This is a genomic window from Borreliella lanei, assembly GCF_014205895.1.
In the GTDB taxonomy this organism is placed as follows: Bacteria; Spirochaetota; Spirochaetia; order Borreliales; family Borreliaceae; genus Borreliella; species Borreliella lanei.
The window spans coordinates 112,597-130,996 of record NZ_JACHFC010000003.1 but is presented as its reverse complement, the minus strand read 5'-3'; the positions used below and the strand labels follow the sequence as shown (position 1 = coordinate 130,996).

Genomic DNA, 18,400 nt, shown 5'->3' with positions numbered 1-18,400 from the left:
ATTATATAAAGTGTAATAGGGGTTTGTATATATTGTTTGAAATGGTGGGAATGTGTCATCAGAAAGAATTGTTGAATTGATTAAAGAGATTTATTTAGATTTTAGAAAAGGCAATTTCAAAGAAGCTTTAGTAAAATCCGAAGAGGCTCATTCTCTTGATTTTGATAATATTGAAATTCTAACAGCTTTGAAAAGCTCTGTGTATTGGAATGGCCAAGTTGAAAGTCTTGATAGAATAGGGCAAGATTATGAAAAGGCAGAATTTTTAATAAGAGAGTGGAATAATTTTGCAGGACGATATTTGAAAAAGATGGGCTTTACTTTTTTGCAAGGTCGCAATTCTATAAAATATTTTGTGTTTCAGACCTGTCTTTATATATATAAAAATATATACAAAATGCACCCAGAAAATTTGGACCTTTTAATAAAAATTGCTAAGTCTTATAAAGGTATGGGAAATTACGAGAGAGCAATTAATGTTTTTTTGCAAATATTAGGAGATTTTAAAGATAACTCAGATGTTGTTGCAGAGCTTGCTGATTCTTATGCGTTGGTTGATGAAATTAAAGAGGCCAAAGTCTTATTCAGAGAGGCTTTTTTTATTAATCCTCAAAAGATAGATATATATTCTCTTGAATCTGATATGATTTTAAGATTAATTGATCTTATTAAGTCTGACAGAAACATTTCAGATGATCTTATAAAAGAATGGATTCCTGTTTATGGCTCTCTTAATGGTGTTTTTAATATTAAAAGAGAGTTAAGGCCTATAGAGCTTGGACAGCTAAAGCAGTCTGTTTACAGTTTGCGCAATGAACTTAAAGAAAAGTCTTATAGATCAATAAATGAGAGCATATTGCTTCCAAGGCTTATTAATAAATATTTTTGGCTTATTGATCATTATGTAAGGATAAAAGAAGATAGAGCGCGCATTGATGAAATTTTGTTATACATAAAAGAAATAGATCTAGGTATTTATCAACAGTATGTAAATTAGTTGCTGATGCTAAAAAATCGATATTAGGAGAGTTTGATGTCTAATGTTACTACCATAGAGAAATTAGATAGTATTTTACAAGAAGATAAGTGGACAAGGATAGTTGTTAATAATTATTCTCTTGCCAAAATAAAAGAATTAGATGATTTGATAGATAATATAATTGATGAGGGGTTAACAGAGGATGTGCTTGATATTTGTGGCAGGCATTTAAAGGACGTTAAAAAAAGCATAGCAGGCCTTTATATTTCTGGAATGCTTATATATAGTAGGCGACCTTTAAATGATATGAATTTGCTTGCCGTTATTGATTTGTTTTCTCAAAATTTAAAATGGGCTCTTGTTGAGCATATATGCAATGAAATGCTTTTAATTTCTGAGAATAAGCACGCTCTTTATACTCTTGCAAAAATATATGCTCAGAGCAATGAAAATGATAAGCTTCCAAGTATTTGGACTAGAATTGTTGAAGCAGATATTGATGATACTGTGTTTGTTAGGCAACTTGCTACTTATTATGAAACTATTGATTTGCAAAAATCAATTTTCTATTTTAGAAAAGCTATTTATCGTTTTATTGATAAAAAACAAATGTCAGGAATCAGAGAAGTATGGGCCAAGCTTATTCATTATGTTTCAGATGATTTTGATTCTTTTTTGCTTATTTTACAAAAAATTGAAAAAGATCTTGGATTTAAAAAGGCCATAGTTCTTTATGAGGATTTATTTGATCATTATTCTTTGACTGACAATGTTGATGAGACAATAGAAATTTTAAAAGGTATTTTAAAGCTTGATAACAAAAATCATAAGGCAAGAGAAAATTTAGTTAAATTTTTAAGAGAAAGATATAAAGATGTTAAAAATATTGAAGATTATCTTGTAAAGTCTGATATTGAAAACTTAGATAAAAATTTTGTTGATGTATATTCAGATTTTGAAAAATATTTGTTTTTTGCAAAGGGTAATTTTGTTTATCATCAGACTTGGTCTGTTGGAATAGTAAGAGATGTAAATGATAATGGTATTATGGTTGATTTTGTTTCCAAAAGAGGTCATTTTATTGGTTTTGATATGGCTATATCGGCTTTGTCTCCTCTTAGCAGAGAGGATATTAGAGTATTAAAGGCTATAACGCCTAAAGAGGAGCTTGCAGATAGAATAAAAAAAGATATTGAGTGGGCTATAAGGGTTATTATAAAAAGCTATAAAGCTATTGATTTAAAGGGGATAAAAAAAGAGTTAGTACCAAGCTTGATGACTCAAAGTTCGTGGAATTCATGGAGTTTGAAAGCAAAGCAAATCTTAAAAGATAATCCCCATTTTGTTATGGATTCTGGCAAGCTTGATTGTTATATATATAATGAGAGATCTTCCAATTTGAATGAAAAAATGTATGATAAATTTAAGATTGAGAAAGATTTTTATAAAAGATACGAGATATTTATAAACTATTGTAATGTCAAGGGAATTGTTAAGGATTTGCATATTGAAGAAGAGATGCTTAACTATTTTTTAATTTATGTTAACAATTTTACAAAAGTTGATCATCATGTTATAAGTTCTTACGTTATTCTTAAATCTTTAGGTAATTTTTCTGAAGAATTGTCATCAAAAGTTAATATAGAAAAAGATGTTAATTTGGAATCTCTTTTAAGGGAATATCCAAAAGGAATAGTGGATCTTTTTGATTCAATTTTGAATGCAGAGATCAAAAAAGAATTAGTTGTTTTAATTAAAAAAGAACTAAGCAATTGGATTTTGTACTACAAAGAACTTTTTCCTCATTCTGTTAATAAGAGATTAGTTGAATCGCTTTATAAAGAAGATCCCAGAGAAGTGGAAAAATTATTTAATTATGTTATAAAAAATTATAAAATCTATAAAGATGCTTATATTTGGATTTTGAAGCACTGTAAAACTTACTCTATAGAACTGAGTTATTCGGATTCGGATCTTTTATCCAATTTGATTAAAATTTTAACAGATAGTGTTATCAAAATTAATAATAAAAATAATTCTGTTGCAAGTAAAAGAATTTATAAAATGGTAATTAATCTTTTAGTTAAAGATGGATATCTTAAATCGGTCTTAGAGGTCGTGAGAGATGAAGAGCTTGCAAAAAGAGTTTATATGACCTGTTTTTATGTAAAAGATTTTCCTCCAAAGGATCTTTTAGAGATTAAATCTATAATAAGGCAATTATTTGATTCTGTTGAGTTTGAAGATGAAAAGATGCAGCTTGCAGGTGAGAGAATGGAAATTGGATTTTTAACCATATTAAGTTCTTTGAATAAAAAACAAAAAGAGCTTAAGCATTTAAAGGAGGTTGAAATTCCAGAAAATTCAAAAGAAATTGGAAAAGCTCGTGAACTTGGCGATTTAAAAGAAAATGCTGAATATCATTCTGCTAAGGAAAAACAACAGTTTTTGACAAAAAGATTAAACTCCTTAATGTTGGAAATAGAGAATGCAAAAGTTATAGATACTAAGGATCTTCAAAGTTCTGTTGTTGGTTTTGGGACTAAGGTTGTCATTTTAAATGAGGCTACAGGTAAAGATGAGTCTTATTTAATACTTGGACCTTGGGAATCAAATCCCGATGAAGGTATTATTTCATATAAATCACCTTTTGGAGAAAATTTGCTTGATTCTAGGGAAGGGGATAGTCTTGATTTTGTTATAAATAATACTAATTTTAGATATTTTGTAAAGAAAATAGAACCCATAAAATTTAGCTAGGAAAAATTTAAGAATGTCAAAGTTAAAGGAAAAAAGGGAAAAAGCTGTTATTGGTATAGAAAGAGCAAATAAAGAGGAAGCTATTGAGCTTGCAAGGGTTCAAATAGAAAAAGCTTTTGGAAAAGGAAGTCTTATTAAGATGGGGGAATCTCCCGTAGGAAAAGGTATAGAAAGTATGTCAAGTGGATCTATTGTATTAGACGAGGCTCTTGGCATTGGTGGATATCCTAGGGGTCGCATAATAGAAATTTTTGGCCCTGAGTCGTCTGGCAAGACCACCTTAACTCTTCAAGCGATTGCCGAGGTACAAAAAGAAGGTGGGATAGCTGCTTTTATTGATGCTGAGCATGCTCTTGATCCTGTTTATGCAAAAGCTTTAGGAGTTAATATTGCAGAACTTTGGCTTAGTCAGCCTGATACCGGAGAGCAAGCCCTTGAGATTGCTGAGCATTTAATCAGAAGTGGTAGTATTGATTTGATTGTAGTTGATTCTGTAGCAGCTTTAACCCCCAAATTAGAGATAGATGGAGAAATGGGGGATTCTCAGATTGGTCTTCAAGCAAGGTTAATGAGTAAAGCTCTTAGAAAGATTACCGGCATACTTTCTAAATCCAATACTTGCATTATGTTTATTAATCAAATAAGGATGAGGATTGGTGTTATGTTTGGCAATCCTGAAACTACTACTGGTGGTAATGCTTTAAAATTTTATTCATCTCTTAGACTTGAGGTTCGAAAGATCGAACAAGTAACCAGATCAGGCTCAAGTGATGATGTTATTGGCAATAAGATTAGAGTTAAGATTGTGAAGAATAAGGTTGCTCCACCTTTTCGTAAAGTAGAGTTAATAATTTATTTTGGGAGAGGTATTTCAAGAGAAGCTGGTATTTTAGATGCTGCTGTTAAGCATAATTTAATACAAAAAACAGGCTCATGGTATTCATTAGGAGATAATAAGTTGGGACAGGGGAGGGAGAGTGTTATTGAGTATCTTACTAAAGAAGTGGAACTTGCAAATGATTTGAATAAGAGGCTTAGAAAAATAATTTTTAATAAGTTTGATCAAGAGGATGATAATTTTACTGAATTTAAAGAAGATGAGTCTGAGTAATATGGAAAATTTAAATGTCTGAATTGGGTGACTACTCTATCAGTCTTGAAAATTTTACAGGCGGAATAGAGCTTTTTTTTGAATATGTTAGTATGAATAGACATGTTTTGAAAACTTTGAGTTTAAATCAAATAATTGAAGAATTTATAGCTGTTTCAGGTGACCTTAATATAAGCATTAGGGGATTGATTGATTTTTTTTATCTTGCTAATAATTTGTTTTATTGGAAAACTCAAATTTTATTCCCACTGAAGCTTGAATACAAAGATAAAGCTGAGCGCAAAGTTGTGGAAAGATTAATATGTTCCAGCAAAAATAGAGAAAATGAAAAATTACAATTAAATCAAACAAAGAATTTTAAATTCTATGACTCAAAAATGATTGAAGAGTTTATTTTTGGCGATAGTGGTAATTTTGTTAAAAATATTAATGCTGTTGCTAATGATAATAAGAAAAATAAAAATTTGAAGAGGAAGTCTAGTGCATTAAAGAGAAAAGTTATTAATAAAAATTTTTTGTGTGATAAAAAATTTAAAGCTGTTTGCAATAAATATGAATTGAAAATTTTTGAGAAAAAAATGAAAATTATTTCTATTTTAAATAAAGAGAGCAGCATAATTTTTGATTCTCTTTTAGATTTTAATGCCGATAATTATTCTTTTGAGAGATTTTCTTATTTTTTAGTATCCCTTGAGTGCAAAATGCTTAATATTGTAAATTTAGGATATTTGAATAATAAATTAGTATTGTATCGAGGTTGTGAAATTAATGATTGCACTTAAAACCCCCAGAGTTCATGTTTTTTTAGCTGAAAAGGGAGTAGGGTCAAGAAGATTTTGCGAGGAACTGATAAGAAAAAAACTTGTAAGAGTTAATAATACTGTTGCTAAGCTTGGGGATAAAGTAGCTTTAGGAGACAGAATAATTTATAAAAAACAGATTTTTGTTTTTAAAGATTTTCAAAGTAATAATAGAATTTATCTGGTTCTTAACAAGCCTAGAAATTATTTATGTTCCAATTTTGATGTTAATGGAAGAAAGTTGGCAATATCTTTGGTTCAGCCTTTATTTAAAGAGCGTGTGTTTTCAATTGGCAGGCTTGATTTTAAAAGCTCTGGGCTTTTATTATTCACCAATGATGGTAAATTTGCAAACGATATTATTCATCCAAGGCAAAAAGTTGAAAGAGAATATATTATTGAATCAAAAAAGGATATTGATGAAAGTTTGCTTATTTCTTTTAAATCGGGCATAAAGGTAAAAAAAGAATTTTTTAAATTAAAATCTTATGAAATTTTAAATAAAAATTCTGCTAGATTGATTTTAGATGAAGGAAAAAACAGAGAAATAAGAAAAGTGTTTTTGAGCAAAAATATTTTTTTAAAAAAAATTCATAGAATTAGAATTGGCAATATTAATTTGGATAGTTTAAAGGAAGGTCAAGTAAAAATTGTTCCTTTGTCTAAGATAAATAGTTTAAAATCCAGGCTGGAGAAATTAAATGATAATAGCAATTGATGGGCCTTCAGCATCAGGAAAAAGTTCAATTGCAAGAGAGCTTGGCGTAAAGCTTAATTATAAATTTATCAGTTCTGGATATCTTTATAGGATAATAACTTTAATTGCTCAAAGATCTGTTATGAGTAGCAGTGATTTTATTAGTGAGGATAGTCTTTTAAATTTGATTCTTGAGAATGATATAAGTTTTAATAATTCCACCTTTTTGCTTAATGGAGAGAATGTTGAAAATCAAATTTTAAACGATGAAATTGATTTTCAAGTTTCTTTTTATTCTTCTTATGTTGGAATAAGAAACATTGTAAATAAAAAATTAAGAGAGGTTGTTAAATTTAGCGATGGTAATTATATAATAGAAGGTAGAGATATTACTACTGTAGTTTTTCCAGAATCTGAATTTAAAATATATCTTGATGCTTCTGTTAAAGTTAGAGCTTTGAGGCGATATAGGCAAAGAAATGGAAATGAGAGTTTAGAAGAATTAGAGCGTACTCTTAAAAGAAGAGATGATGTTGACAAGAAAAAACAATATGGTAAGTTAAAATTATCAAAAGGGGTTTTTTACCTTGATACAAGCTACAAAGGATTAGACGATGTGTGTAATATTATAATAGAAAAGTTTAATTTGAAAAAAGTAAGAGAGAGGTGAGAATGGAAAATCAAAAAGATTTACAAGAAAATTATTTGAAAGTACTTGAAAAAGTAGAACTTGGAAGTCGTGTTTCTGGGACGGTTGTTAACATTATGAAGGATTATGTTCTAGTAGATATTGGTTATAAATCTGAAGGCTTTATCAAGATTGAAGAATTTGAAAATGTTCCCAAAGTTGGTGATAAACTTGAGGCAATCGTTATAAGAATAGGTGGAGAATTGGGTCTTATTTTAAGTGTCGAAAAGCTTGATTCTTTGAATTTTCAAGATAAAGTATATGAATATATTCAAAATAAAAAAATAATTAAAGGCAAGGTGTTAGTTGAGCTTCCAAATGGTTATAAGATTCAAATTAATGAAAATGTTTCTGGCTTTATGCCTTTTTATTTAAGCTCTAAATCTAAGGATGAGAAATTAAAAAGAGGGTCTATTGTTGAATTTTATATTCTTGAAGCAAGCGAAGCAGACGGTTTGAGACTTATTCTTGATAGACGCACTTTAGAAAAAGAAAGAGGTCTTGCCAAGAGAATAGAGCTAGTAAGTTCTTATAGCGAAGAAGATGTGGTTGATGGTGTGGTTGAGCGTATTACAGAATACGGTGCGATTGTAAAAATTAAAAATTTTGTTACAGGAATTTTGCATAAAAGAAATATTGCCTTTAATCAAGTTGAAAATGTTGAAGATTTTGTTAGAGTTGGTGATAAGCTAAAGTTGAAAATTATTAAGATAAATCCACAAACAGGTAAAATGGAATTGTCCCTTAAGGCCCTAAAAGCAAATCCTTGGGATTCTGTAGATGTTAAATATAAAATTGATAGCATTGTAAAAGGGAAAGTTGTAAAAATTTTACCCTTTGGAGCTGTTATTGAGCTTGACAGCGAATTGTCGGGATTTTTACATATAAGTAATTTTTCTTGGATAAGGGTCGTAAAAAGTCCTCAAGAATTAATAAAACTTGGCCAGATTGTAGAAGTTAAAGTTTTAGAGATAGATAAAGAAAATCAAAAAATATCCTTAGGTATTAAACAGATCAATGAGAATCCTTGGGAGAGATTAGCTGAGAAATATCCTATTGGGAGAGTTGTTCAAGGAGTTGTTACTAATATTACAAAAACAGGGGCTTTTGTAAATATTGAAGAAGGTATAGATGCTTATGTTAGTAAGTTTGATATTTCTTGGCTTGAAGAGATTGATCCTGAAGAATATTTTAAGATAGGTGATTTAGTGAATGGGAAAGTGCTTGAGGTTGACAGGCGAAAGAGAAATGTTAGATTAGGAATTAAGCAGTTAGAAGAGAGTCCTTGGGAAGATTTTTCTAAAAGTTATAAAAAGGGTGATGCTATTGAAGTTGAAATTGTAGAGAAAAAATCAAAAGGCTTTCAAGTAAGAGTTTATAATAAAATAATGGGATTTATTAGTAAAATTCAACTAGGAGATACAAAAGAATCTAGTTTAGAAACTTTTGAAAAATTAAGCGTTGGAGATAAGCTTAAAGTGGTAATAACAAGTATTGATTCTAAAGACAAATCAGTGCTACTCTCTTATAGGGAGTATGAAAATCAAAGATCAAGAGAAGAGATTTCTTCTTATTTATTTAAGGGTAATGATGAGGAATCTTATAAGCCATTTGAAAATTTACTAAAGAGGGATGAGTAATGGCTAAGAATAAACTTTTAGTTTTCTTTATTGCTATTATTTTTGTGTTTGTATCCATTATTGTTGTTTTTTATAATTCTTTAGGTAAGGATTATGTAAAGAGTGGTGGAGAAATAGTAGAAAATCTTGAAAAAGATTTAAATGATTATTTAAAAGAAAATGATGCCAAAGAGAGAGAAAAAATATTTCTTAGGATAAAGGAACTTATTTCAAAGGAAAAAGAAATTTCATCTTATTTTATTTCAAGGTTCTATTTGGCTAGAGCTGTTTATTTTCAGAGTCAAGCACAGTATGATGAGGCTATTAAAGATTTAGATATTGTTATTAAAGCAAAAGGCATTGAAAGTGAAATTGCTTTTCTTAATAAAGCTGCAGTTTATGAAAAAATGGGATTAAAAGAAGATGCTTTGTTAGTTTATGAAGATCTTATCAATAATACTAGTTTGGACTTTTTAAAGGTAAGAGCCCTTTTGAGTAAGGCAATATTGATTGAGGAAAAAGATAAGGATCTTGCTGTGAAAGTATATGAAGAGATTGTTAAGTTTCCGTATGAAAATAATTTATATATAAATATAGCAAATAATAAAATTTTAGAACTTAAGCAAAATTAATTTGTATTTTTTGGGGGAGGTTTTATAATTTTTTTTATCTTATATTTTGTATTTTGTATGGGGTTTTTTGGATGTGGTCTTGACAATGTTTTAATACTTCCTTCACCAGAAAAGGTTGATAGTCGAATTTCAAGAGATTCTGTAGCTTTTTTTTTACCAGCAGGTTATTTTTCTAATCAAGCAGCTGGTAAATTAAGAGGTTTTGATATATATTACAAGTTTTATCCGGAAGGTGCCAATTATCACATAAGCAGTTTCCAAAAAAGTGTAGAAAAAGATTTTGAGGCCTTAAAGGGCGTTTTTGACAATGTTAGGGAATTTAATAATAGAGGGTTTTATAAAATAAATTTGAGTTCTACTGTTTATTCAGGTAAACCTGTTTTTAAATTAAATAAAGAATGGGTAGATAGCAAATTGCCTTTATATTTTGAAATAAATTTTGGGGAATTAAGAAAGGATGTTCCTGGTGAGGCTTTCATTATTGTGAAAAATGGAAATGCTTCTTCATCTGTTATTCTTGAGAAGAAAAATATATATAGGTCCCATATTGACAAAGGAGAATATATAGGTTTTTCAAAATCTATTAAAAAGTCCAATTTTTTAGATAAAGAGAAAAGGCCAATTGATCTAAAACATATAAATGAGGATTTTTTTACAAAAGATATTGCCCCTAAGTATAATTTGGCAATTTTTGTTATGGGTGTCGGCAGTATTGTTGATGATGCTTATAGTGTTCTTATTAATCTTGGAGATTTATCGGGATTTAGTTTATCTAATTAGTTCTTTTTAAAGGGAGCGAGTATGATAGTATTTTTTTCTCATTTGATTTTAACAAATATTGTTATTTCTTTTTTGGTGAGCTTTTTTGTTATGTTTTTAAACATATTGAATTTTAAGTTTTTAGTAGTTTATTTAATAAGCTTTTTGGGTGGAATTGTATTTTTGTTTTTTATTCCCTTTTTCTATTCTGATTATTATGAAAGGCAAATAGATTTTGTTCTTTATTTATTTCCTATTTTGGGGTCAGTTATTTTAATAAGTTTGATTAAATTCTCTGAAAGAAATAAGAACGATTTATAAAAGAATGATTTTTAAAAGAGTTAGATATTAATTTGGCTTTTAATATTTTTTTATTAATATAATTTGTTGATAATTTTATTAAAGAGAATGACGTTTATTTTTAATGAGGTGGACTTATTAATTGGATTGTTTTATTATATTCTTATAAAAGAGGGGATAATTTCCGCTGTGTGTTTGCATGGTGAGTAAAAGAGAAGGATAATAGGAGGTTGATTTGGCAATTGTTACGATGAAAAGCCTGTTGGAGGCCGGAGTTCATTTTGGTCATCAAGTAAAAAGGCTTGATCCTAGAATGAAAAGATTTATTTTTTCTGAGAGAAATGAAATACATATTTTAGATCTTCAAAAGACTTTACAGGGCATTAAAGATTCTTATGAGCTTGTTCAAAGTGTAATAAAAGATGGTAAAAAGGTGCTTTTTGTTGGAACCAAAAAGCAAGCTAGTGAGATAATAGAACAAGAAGCAAGAAGAAGTGATATGCCATATGTAAATAATAGATGGCTTGGGGGCATGCTTTCTAATTTTAATACGATTAGAAAATCTGTTCAAAAATTAAAAAAGCTAGAAAAGATGGAAGTTGATGGAACTTTTGATATGATAAGCAAAAAAGAGATTTCACAACTTAATCGTGAAAAATCAAAATTAGCTAAAAATTTAACAGGTATAAAGGATATGGAAACACTTCCTGGTGCTATTTTTATCATTGATCCTAAGAGAGAGCAGATAGCCATTAATGAGGCTAGAAAATTAAAAATCCCTATTATTTCTGTGGTTGATACGAATTGTAATCCAGATGTTATTGATTGTCCAATTCCTGGTAATGATGATGCGATTCGTTCTGTTGCTTTGTTTACTAAAATAATATCTGATGCTATTTTAGAAAGTGATAAAGAGGTTGGTATTCAAATAATTGAAAATTTAAATGAAGAAGATTTAATGAAGGAAATTGAAATTAAAAATGATAAAAGTGATTCTATTGAAGAAAGGGGAGAGTAATTTATGAGCATTATTAGTCCTCAAGATGTAAAAAAGCTTCGAGAAGAAACCAATGCTGGTTTTGGAGATTGTAAAAAAGCTTTGTCCGCTGCTGGTGGAGACTTTGAATTGGCTAAGAAAAAACTTAGAGAAATGGGAATTGCATCTGCTGAGAAAAGACTTGACCGAGATGCAAAAGAAGGTAGAGTATTCTCATATTCAAATAATGTTAATGCTGGGCTTTTGCTTGTTTCTTGTGAAACAGACTTTGTTGCTTTAAATCATAATTTTGTTAATTTTGGCAGTTCTTTGATTAAGGAATTGGTAGAAAGCGGAAAAGATTCTTTAACTAGTTCTCAAGAGTTAGAGCTTAAAAATTTGGCAGCAACAATAAAAGAAAATATTCAGGTTAAAAAAATTTTTATTACTGAAATTCAATCTAATGAATTTGTAAAAATTTATTTGCATGGTGAACAATCCAAGATAGGCGTTTTAGTTAAATTAAAAGTAGATGATTTTTCTAAAACCGAAGATAAAATGTTTCAAAATTTTGCTATGGATTTAGCTTTGCATGTGGCTGCTTTTGCTCCTGTTTATTTGAGAAATGATGATGTTTGTCCAAATTATATTAAAGAGCAAGAAGAGATATTTTCTAAACAATTAGAATCTAGCGGTAAGCCAGAAAGCATAATCAAAGGTATAGTTGCGGGAAAAATCAAAAAACATCTTGCTGAAATTTCTCTTCTTGAGCAAAGTTTTGTAAAGAATGATAAAATAACTGTAAGGGAAATGCTTGAAGAGATTTCAAAAGCAATTTCAAGCAAAATGGAAATAGTTGAGTTTAAGTATTTAAGAATAGGGTAGATAATGTGCTTTTTATCAGCAAGGAGGAGTTTATATGGAAGATTATAAGGCTTTTCTAGATGAAAAGATGAGCAAGGTTCTTTTATCGCTTGGCAATGAATATAAAACGTTAAGAACAGGTAGAATTAATAGTAATATTTTTGAAAAAATTTTTATTCAATACCATGGCCAAAGAACGCCTATAACTCAAGTGTCAAGTATTAGAGTTCCTGAAGCAAGGCTTGTTGTTATTCAACCTTGGGATAAAAGCATCTTAAATAAGATAGAACAAGCCATACTTAATTCTGATCTTTCTATGAACCCTTCAAGTGATGGTTCTGTTATTAGAATTAAGGTTCCAGCATTAACTAGTGAAAGGCGGCAAGACATTGTAAAGCATGCTAAAAAAATAGCAGAAGAACATAAAATTTCAACTAGAAATATACGACAGGATTTAAACAATAAGGTTAGAAAGCAAGAAAAAGATTCGGAAATCACCGAGGATAGTTTAAAAAGAATTTTAGATGATATTCAGAAATCTACAGATATTTATATTAAAAAGATAGATTCTATTTTAGAATCTAAAATTCAAGAAATAATGGAAGCTTAAGTCCCATGAATAAAGGTTCTCTTCCAAGTCATGTTGGAATCATTATGGATGGCAATAGAAGGTGGGCTTTAAGTAAAGGATTGTCTTCTTTGGAAGGTTATAAAGAGGGTCTTAAAAGAGCAAAAGAAATAGTTAAGCATTCTTTAAGGGTAGGTATTAAATATTTATCCTTTTATGTATTTTCTACTGAGAACTGGAAAAGGGATTATTGTGAGATAGAAAAGTTAATGTTTTTAATTGCTAACTATTTGAGAGCCGAATTTGATTTTTACAAAAAAAATGGAATAAAAATAATAGTTTCAGGAGATGTTGAGTCTTTAAGTGAGGAAGTAAAAAGTTCTATAAAAGATTCTATTAGATTCTCTGAAAATTTCAACAACCTTATTTTAAATTTGGCAATCAATTATGGAGGTCGCAATGAAATACTTAGAGCTGTTAAAAAATTTGTTTTAAGTGATTTTGATTTAAAATCTTTGAATGAGAATACTTTTTCCAGTTTTTTAGACAATCCAGAACTGCCTGATCTTGATCTTTTAATACGTACAGGCGGAAATATTAGAATAAGTAATTTTTTCTTATGGAGGATTGCTTATTCTGAATTAATTTTTTCAAATGTTTTGTGGCCTGAATATTATGACAATAGATATAGTAAGGATTTGGAATGTTTCCAATTTAGAAGAAGAAATTTTGGGAGATGATTTGTTGAGTGAGGTTAAGAGATTTGCTTTTTTTGCAAGGTTGGGAACATTTCTATTTTTTGTTCCTTTGATTTTATTTTTGATATTTTTAGATTTTAAACATTATTTATTCCTTAATATTTTAATTTTTATATTTAGTGGCTTTGCTGCAAAAGAAGTTAATGATTTATTAAAATTAAAATTCAAATCTTCAGGACTTTCGAGTATATTATCTTTTTTTTTAGGGTTTGTTCCCCCAATTTTAACATATATTCATTTTAATGTTTTTTACTTGGGCATGAATTTAATATATTACTTGGTTGTAGCATTAGTTTTTAGCAATTGGATTGTTGATTTGGTGTTTATTAAAGAACATGAGATTGGAAACTTTTTGTCTCAAGCAACGTCAATACTTTTTATACTTATATATCCTGGGGCATTAATGTCTTTTACGGTTTCTATTACAACTTTACCTAAGGCACCATTTTTAATGTTAATACTTTTTGCTATGGTAAGTGGAAACGATACTTTTGCATATCTTTTTGGTTATTTTTTAGGTAAAAACAGCTATCGTCCTACTATTATTAGTCCAAATAAAACATTAATGGGGTTTTTTGGGGGCATTTTGTTTTCTGTGTTTACTGCTATATTTGCTGTAATTTTTAGATTAATAAATTTAAGCTATGGGGAATCTATTATTTTTGGCATTTTGATTGGAGTTTTTACCATTATTGGCGACTTGTTTGAATCTGGATTAAAACGAAGCGCTGGAGTAAAAGATTCTGGGAAAATCGTTCCTGGTAGAGGCGGGGCTCTTGATTCGATTGATTCTTTTCTTTTGACAGGTCCAATATTTTATTTATACCTATCTTAGTGATTTTTGGAGGAAATTATGTATATTTTTTTTAGCGTGCTGGCTCTTAGTTTTATAATATTTATTCATGAGCTAGGGCACTTTTTGTTTGCTAAACTTTTTAAAGTTAAGGTTGAAGTTTTTTCTGTAGGCATAGGTCCTAGCATATTAAAGTTTAAAATTAATAATACTGAGTATAGACTTTCTCCAATCCTTCTAGGAGGATATTGCAAGCTTAAGGGATTTGATCACTTAGAAAAGGAGCTTAAGGCAAATAAAGAATTAGAAGCAGATAAAGATTCTTTGTTTGGAATTTCACATTTTAAAAAAATTTTAATATACTTTGCAGGCCCTTTGTTTAATTTGATTTTTTCATTTTTTGTTTTCATTTTTATAAGTATGGCGGGTGTTATATATTTTGATTATTCTTCAAGGGTTAGTATTTTAAATAAAGATTCTTTTTTAAAAGATAAATTTAGAGATGGCGATGTTATATTAAAGGTTAATAATAAAAAAATTGAATATTTTTCTGATTTAAGAAAAGTTATTCCTGAGGAAAAATCCACAGTTACATTTGATGTTTTAAGGGAAAAAGAAAATATTACTTTTCAAGAGACTGTTAGTTTGCAAGATTTTTTAAAAGAAATTGGCCCTTGGATTGATCTCGTGATAGCAGATGTGGTTTTAAATTCTCCTGCTAAGATTGCGGGAATGAAACCGGGAGACGAAATAATTAGCATTGATAATATTCTTTTGAAAAATAAAAGAGATTTAGATAATTTTCTTAAGAATTTAAATTCGGATGTTGTGGAGATTAAGTTTTCTAGAAATGGAGAGATTTTTTCTTCAAAATTAGTATTTCATGATAAAAACAAAATGATTGGTATATATTTTTCACCACCTTTAAAAAGGATAGCTAAAGTAGAAAATGTTTCAAGTGCCATTAAAAATTCTTTTTTAAAGGTTGTAAATACTTTGCAAGAAATTTTGTATTCTATTTTTTTATTAATAACAAATTTTTTAAATACTTCTAAGAGTGTATCAGGCCCTGTTGGAATTGTAGGCATTCTCTCTTCATCTTATTCTTTAGGGTTATTGTATTGGATTAATAGCATTTCTTTCTTGAGCTTAATTCTTGCTGGTATGAATTTATTTTTTATTGTAATACCTATTTTTGATGGGGGACAAATTTTTATCAGCTTTATTGAACTTTTGCGTGGAAAAAGATTTAAGGCCAAAACCATTTATTCTTTTTATAGCGTTGGCATTTTTTTTGGGCTGTTTCTTTTTGGTTTAGGCCTTTTTAACGATTTGAAAGGTCTTTTAAATATATTTAATTAAAAATTAGAAATGTATTTTAGCATAAGCCAAAAGTGAGATGCTGATGCGATTATTATTAATACATGAAATACATCATGCATTTTCATATTAATTGTTGGATTAAATTTTTTACTTAATATGTATACTATTCCGCCTATTGTATATACGATTCCACCAAAAACTAACCAAAAAAATCCTTTTCCGTTGAGGGCCTTATAAATGGGCTTAATTTTAAAAATGATAATCCATCCCATGATTATAAATATGGATCCATTAAACCATCCAGGGCTATTTGTAAATATTGCTTTAAAAATGATTCCGATTATAGCTAGACTCCATACTATGCATAAGATGATTAGTCCTGATTTGTTTGGTACAAGGATTGCACATGCAGGAGTATATGTTCCTGCTATTAGAATAAATATTGAAATATGATCAAATTTTCTAAATATTTTTTTTATTTTACTTCCTTTTGGAAATATGTGGTAAAGAGTGCTCATTACATATAATAGGGTCATTGAAAATCCGTAAATAAAGAATACAAGTATATGTAAATCTTTTTTCTTAAGAGTAGATATTGTAACAAGAATTGTTGTTCCAATGATAGACAAAATGATCCCAAAAAGATGTGATATTGAACTAAAAAGTTCATTTTTTGGTATTTTGCTTGTATTAACATCGCTTAACGAGTAATTTTTAAGTTTATTTTCTCTAAGCACAGCCTTACCTCCGTTGTTTTATCATTAATTTATAAAAAATATATAATACATTACTGTAATTGTAAGTTTTTCTCAAGATCAAATTAAATATTGCTTGATTTGTCGAATCTTATTATTAGGCTTATTTAATAAGTAAAGTTTTTTTTTGCAAAAAAAGCTTTATAATAAATAGTGTTTGCTGAAATTAGCATTGGAGAGGCTTAGCATGATTAATTTTATTAAAATAATTAACTTTTCAAGTTTGCAAAAATTTTCTAAAGCACTGCGAGTGCCTATTTCTATTTTACCAGTTTCATGTTTATTGATTGGCATTGGATCTGTATTTTCAAATTCTTCTAGTATTGTTTATATTGATAAAATTTTTATTCAAAATGTTTTAGGCTTAATGAAGGCTATAGGCAATGCTATTCTTCTCAATATGCCTTTAATTTTTTCTATTGGAATTTCTATTGGAGTTGCAAGAATGGGGCAGGGAACAGCTGCTTTAGGGGGCCTTATTGGTTATTTAACATTTAATATTACTGAAAATTATTTTATTGAGACCTTTTCAGGACTTGTTGAAGCAGAGGCAATGTCTTCTGTGGGGCGTATAAATTTTTTGGGTGTTCAGACTTTAAATACGGGAATTGCAGGTTCTTTAGCGGTAGGTCTTGTAGTTGGCTATTTGCATAACAAATTTTATAACATGAAGCTGCCCAAGCCTTTTATTTTCTTTTCAGAGTGCCATTTTGTACCTATAGTAATAATATTGCCTTTTTGTGTTGTTTTGGCGATATTTTTTTGTTTGATTTGGTCAAGTTTTGACAAGTTAATTGCATCTTTAGGTGTGTTTGTTTTTAAGTTTGAATATTTTGGTAGTTTTCTTTATGGATTTTTAAATAGGCTTTTATTGCCTTTGGGGTTGCATTCTATTTTATCTTTTCCTTTTGAGTTTACTTCTTTGGGAGGAGTAGAGATTGTTAATGGCAATACCGTTAGAGGTCTTAAGAATATATTTTATGCTCAACTATTAGACCCATCACTTGGTAAATTTTCATCAGGCTTTGCCAAGATTAGCAGTGGATTTTATCTCTCTATTATGTTTGGACTGCCTGGAGCAGCATTGGGGGTTTACAAGGGCATTGTTCATGAAGATAAAAATAAGGTTGCAGCGCTTCTTTTATCTGGAGCTTTAACAGCTTTTTTAACAGGAATAACTGAGCCTTTAGAATTTTTGTTTATTTTTACAGCGCCTTTGCTTTATTTTGTTCATGCCACTTATTCAGGATTTGCATTGTTGCTTGCTAATTTTTTTGATGTTACGATTGGCAATACCTTTTCTACTGGATTTTTGGATTTTTTTATGTTTGGAATACTTCAAGGAAATTCTAAGACAAATTGGATTAGTATAGTACCTTTAGGAGCAATATTTTTTGCTCTTTATTATTTTACTTTTAGTTGGCTTTATAGATATTTTGATTTTCAGATATTTGTTACAGATGATCCATTTTTTGAAGGACAAGAAGGCAAGCTAGAGAGCCTTGGGATTGCTCATCTTTTAATTCAAGGTCTTGGTGGATTTGATAATATTACAAAGCTTGATGTTTGTTCTACAAGATTGCATGTAGATGTTGTTAATACTGAGCTTGTTGATAATGATTTACTTAAAGAGGCTGGAGTTCTTAAAGTAGCTCTTGTTAATAGCAAAGTTCAGCTCTTTTACGGATCTAATGTTTATTATATTAAAAAGGCTATTGATACCTATTCTCCAAAGAGTCTTTTCGAAGCTAGTGTTATGGTTGCAGTTGATAATGTAAAAAAAGGCTTTAAGACTTATATTGAAATGAAAGAAGATAAAAAACTTGAAAAGCAAGGCAAATTGGGGAAAACCTATAAGCTTAGCGAATCAGAAGAAGATTAGAGGTTAAGATTATTTTTTAATTACCTTTTGTATATTATAAAAAGTTTTTATTGTTGAAAAAAATTGGTCTCTTTTATATACTAACTAAGTAGCCTTTGTTGCATATTTGCAATGCGATAGACCATAAGGAGTTTTA

At 29.1% G+C, this 18,400-nt stretch carries 18 protein-coding genes; 17 read left to right on the top strand and 1 reads right to left on the bottom strand.

Annotation, left to right across the window (positions count from 1 at the left end):
• The first annotated feature begins 52 nt into the window (after window positions 1-52).
• The 16 genes from HNQ06_RS03890 (at window position 53) to rseP (ending at window position 15,666) form a co-directional block, all read left to right on the top strand.
• Window positions 53-997: a tetratricopeptide repeat protein gene (locus tag HNQ06_RS03890; RefSeq protein WP_184107637.1), complete on the top strand. Its 945-nt coding sequence runs from the start codon at window positions 53-55 to the stop codon at window positions 995-997.
• A gap of 36 nt (window positions 998-1,033) precedes the next feature.
• The gene (greA, locus tag HNQ06_RS03885) at window positions 1,034-3,739 is read left to right on the top strand and encodes a transcription elongation factor GreA (RefSeq protein WP_184107636.1); all 2,706 of its coding nucleotides are present in this window, start codon (window positions 1,034-1,036) and stop codon (window positions 3,737-3,739) included.
• Between the two features lie 13 nt (window positions 3,740-3,752).
• A complete protein-coding gene (gene recA / locus HNQ06_RS03880; protein ID WP_184107635.1) occupies window positions 3,753-4,850 on the top strand; it encodes a recombinase RecA in 1,098 nt (365 codons plus the stop codon).
• 14 nt (window positions 4,851-4,864) lie between these two features.
• Window positions 4,865-5,632, top strand: coding sequence for a hypothetical protein (locus HNQ06_RS03875; RefSeq protein WP_184107634.1), 768 nt, complete (start codon window positions 4,865-4,867; stop codon window positions 5,630-5,632).
• Window positions 5,619-6,368: a pseudouridine synthase gene (locus tag HNQ06_RS03870; protein ID WP_184107633.1), complete on the top strand. Its 750-nt coding sequence runs from the start codon at window positions 5,619-5,621 to the stop codon at window positions 6,366-6,368. The genes HNQ06_RS03875 and HNQ06_RS03870 overlap by 14 nt, the downstream gene beginning before the upstream one ends.
• A complete protein-coding gene (cmk, locus tag HNQ06_RS03865) occupies window positions 6,352-7,017 on the top strand; it encodes a (d)CMP kinase (RefSeq protein ID WP_184107632.1) in 666 nt (221 codons plus the stop codon). Before HNQ06_RS03870 ends, cmk begins: the two co-directional genes overlap by 17 nt.
• 2 nt (window positions 7,018-7,019) lie before the next feature.
• Window positions 7,020-8,675, top strand: a complete 1,656-nt coding sequence (locus HNQ06_RS03860) for a 30S ribosomal protein S1 (RefSeq protein WP_184107631.1) — start codon at window positions 7,020-7,022, stop codon at window positions 8,673-8,675.
• Entirely contained in the window at window positions 8,675-9,286 is a 612-nt protein-coding gene (locus HNQ06_RS03855; RefSeq protein WP_184107630.1) for a tetratricopeptide repeat protein, read from the top strand. Before HNQ06_RS03860 ends, HNQ06_RS03855 begins: the two co-directional genes overlap by 1 nt.
• Window positions 9,287-9,343: 57 nt before the next feature.
• A complete protein-coding gene (locus HNQ06_RS03850; protein ID WP_184107629.1) occupies window positions 9,344-10,066 on the top strand; it encodes a hypothetical protein in 723 nt (240 codons plus the stop codon).
• Between the two features lie 21 nt (window positions 10,067-10,087).
• Entirely contained in the window at window positions 10,088-10,366 is a 279-nt protein-coding gene (locus HNQ06_RS03845) for a hypothetical protein (protein ID WP_184107628.1), read from the top strand.
• 214 nt (window positions 10,367-10,580) lie between these two features.
• Window positions 10,581-11,363 (top strand): 30S ribosomal protein S2, encoded by a 783-nt coding sequence (rpsB, locus tag HNQ06_RS03840; protein ID WP_184107627.1) that lies wholly within the window; start codon window positions 10,581-10,583, stop codon window positions 11,361-11,363.
• Window positions 11,364-11,366: 3 nt separating this feature from the next.
• Window positions 11,367-12,206 carry a translation elongation factor Ts gene (gene tsf / locus HNQ06_RS03835; RefSeq protein ID WP_184107626.1) on the top strand — a complete coding sequence of 280 codons (840 nt, stop codon included), beginning with the start codon at window positions 11,367-11,369 and terminating at the stop codon, window positions 12,204-12,206.
• Window positions 12,207-12,240: 34 nt separating this feature from the next.
• On the top strand, window positions 12,241-12,795 hold the full coding sequence (gene frr, locus HNQ06_RS03830; protein WP_184107625.1) for a ribosome recycling factor: 555 nt from the start codon (window positions 12,241-12,243) through the stop codon (window positions 12,793-12,795).
• Window positions 12,796-12,800: 5 nt separating this feature from the next.
• Window positions 12,801-13,493 carry a polyprenyl diphosphate synthase gene (uppS, locus tag HNQ06_RS03825; protein WP_184107624.1) on the top strand — a complete coding sequence of 231 codons (693 nt, stop codon included), beginning with the start codon at window positions 12,801-12,803 and terminating at the stop codon, window positions 13,491-13,493.
• Window positions 13,483-14,346 carry a phosphatidate cytidylyltransferase gene (locus HNQ06_RS03820; protein ID WP_184107706.1) on the top strand — a complete coding sequence of 288 codons (864 nt, stop codon included), beginning with the start codon at window positions 13,483-13,485 and terminating at the stop codon, window positions 14,344-14,346. Before uppS ends, HNQ06_RS03820 begins: the two co-directional genes overlap by 11 nt.
• 18 nt (window positions 14,347-14,364) lie before the next feature.
• On the top strand, window positions 14,365-15,666 hold the full coding sequence (gene rseP, locus HNQ06_RS03815) for an RIP metalloprotease RseP (RefSeq protein WP_184107623.1): 1,302 nt from the start codon (window positions 14,365-14,367) through the stop codon (window positions 15,664-15,666).
• On the opposite strand, the gene trhA is transcribed toward rseP, so the two are convergent.
• Window positions 15,663-16,364 (bottom strand): PAQR family membrane homeostasis protein TrhA, encoded by a 702-nt coding sequence (gene trhA / locus HNQ06_RS03810; protein WP_184107622.1) that lies wholly within the window; start codon window positions 16,362-16,364, stop codon window positions 15,663-15,665. The two genes, rseP and trhA, sit on opposite strands and share 4 nt — an antisense overlap.
• Before the next feature lie 205 nt (window positions 16,365-16,569).
• On the opposite strand from trhA, the gene HNQ06_RS03805 reads away from it, so the two are divergent.
• Window positions 16,570-18,264, top strand: a complete 1,695-nt coding sequence (locus tag HNQ06_RS03805) for a PTS transporter subunit EIIC (protein WP_184107621.1) — start codon at window positions 16,570-16,572, stop codon at window positions 18,262-18,264.
• Window positions 18,265-18,400 lie beyond the last annotated feature (136 nt).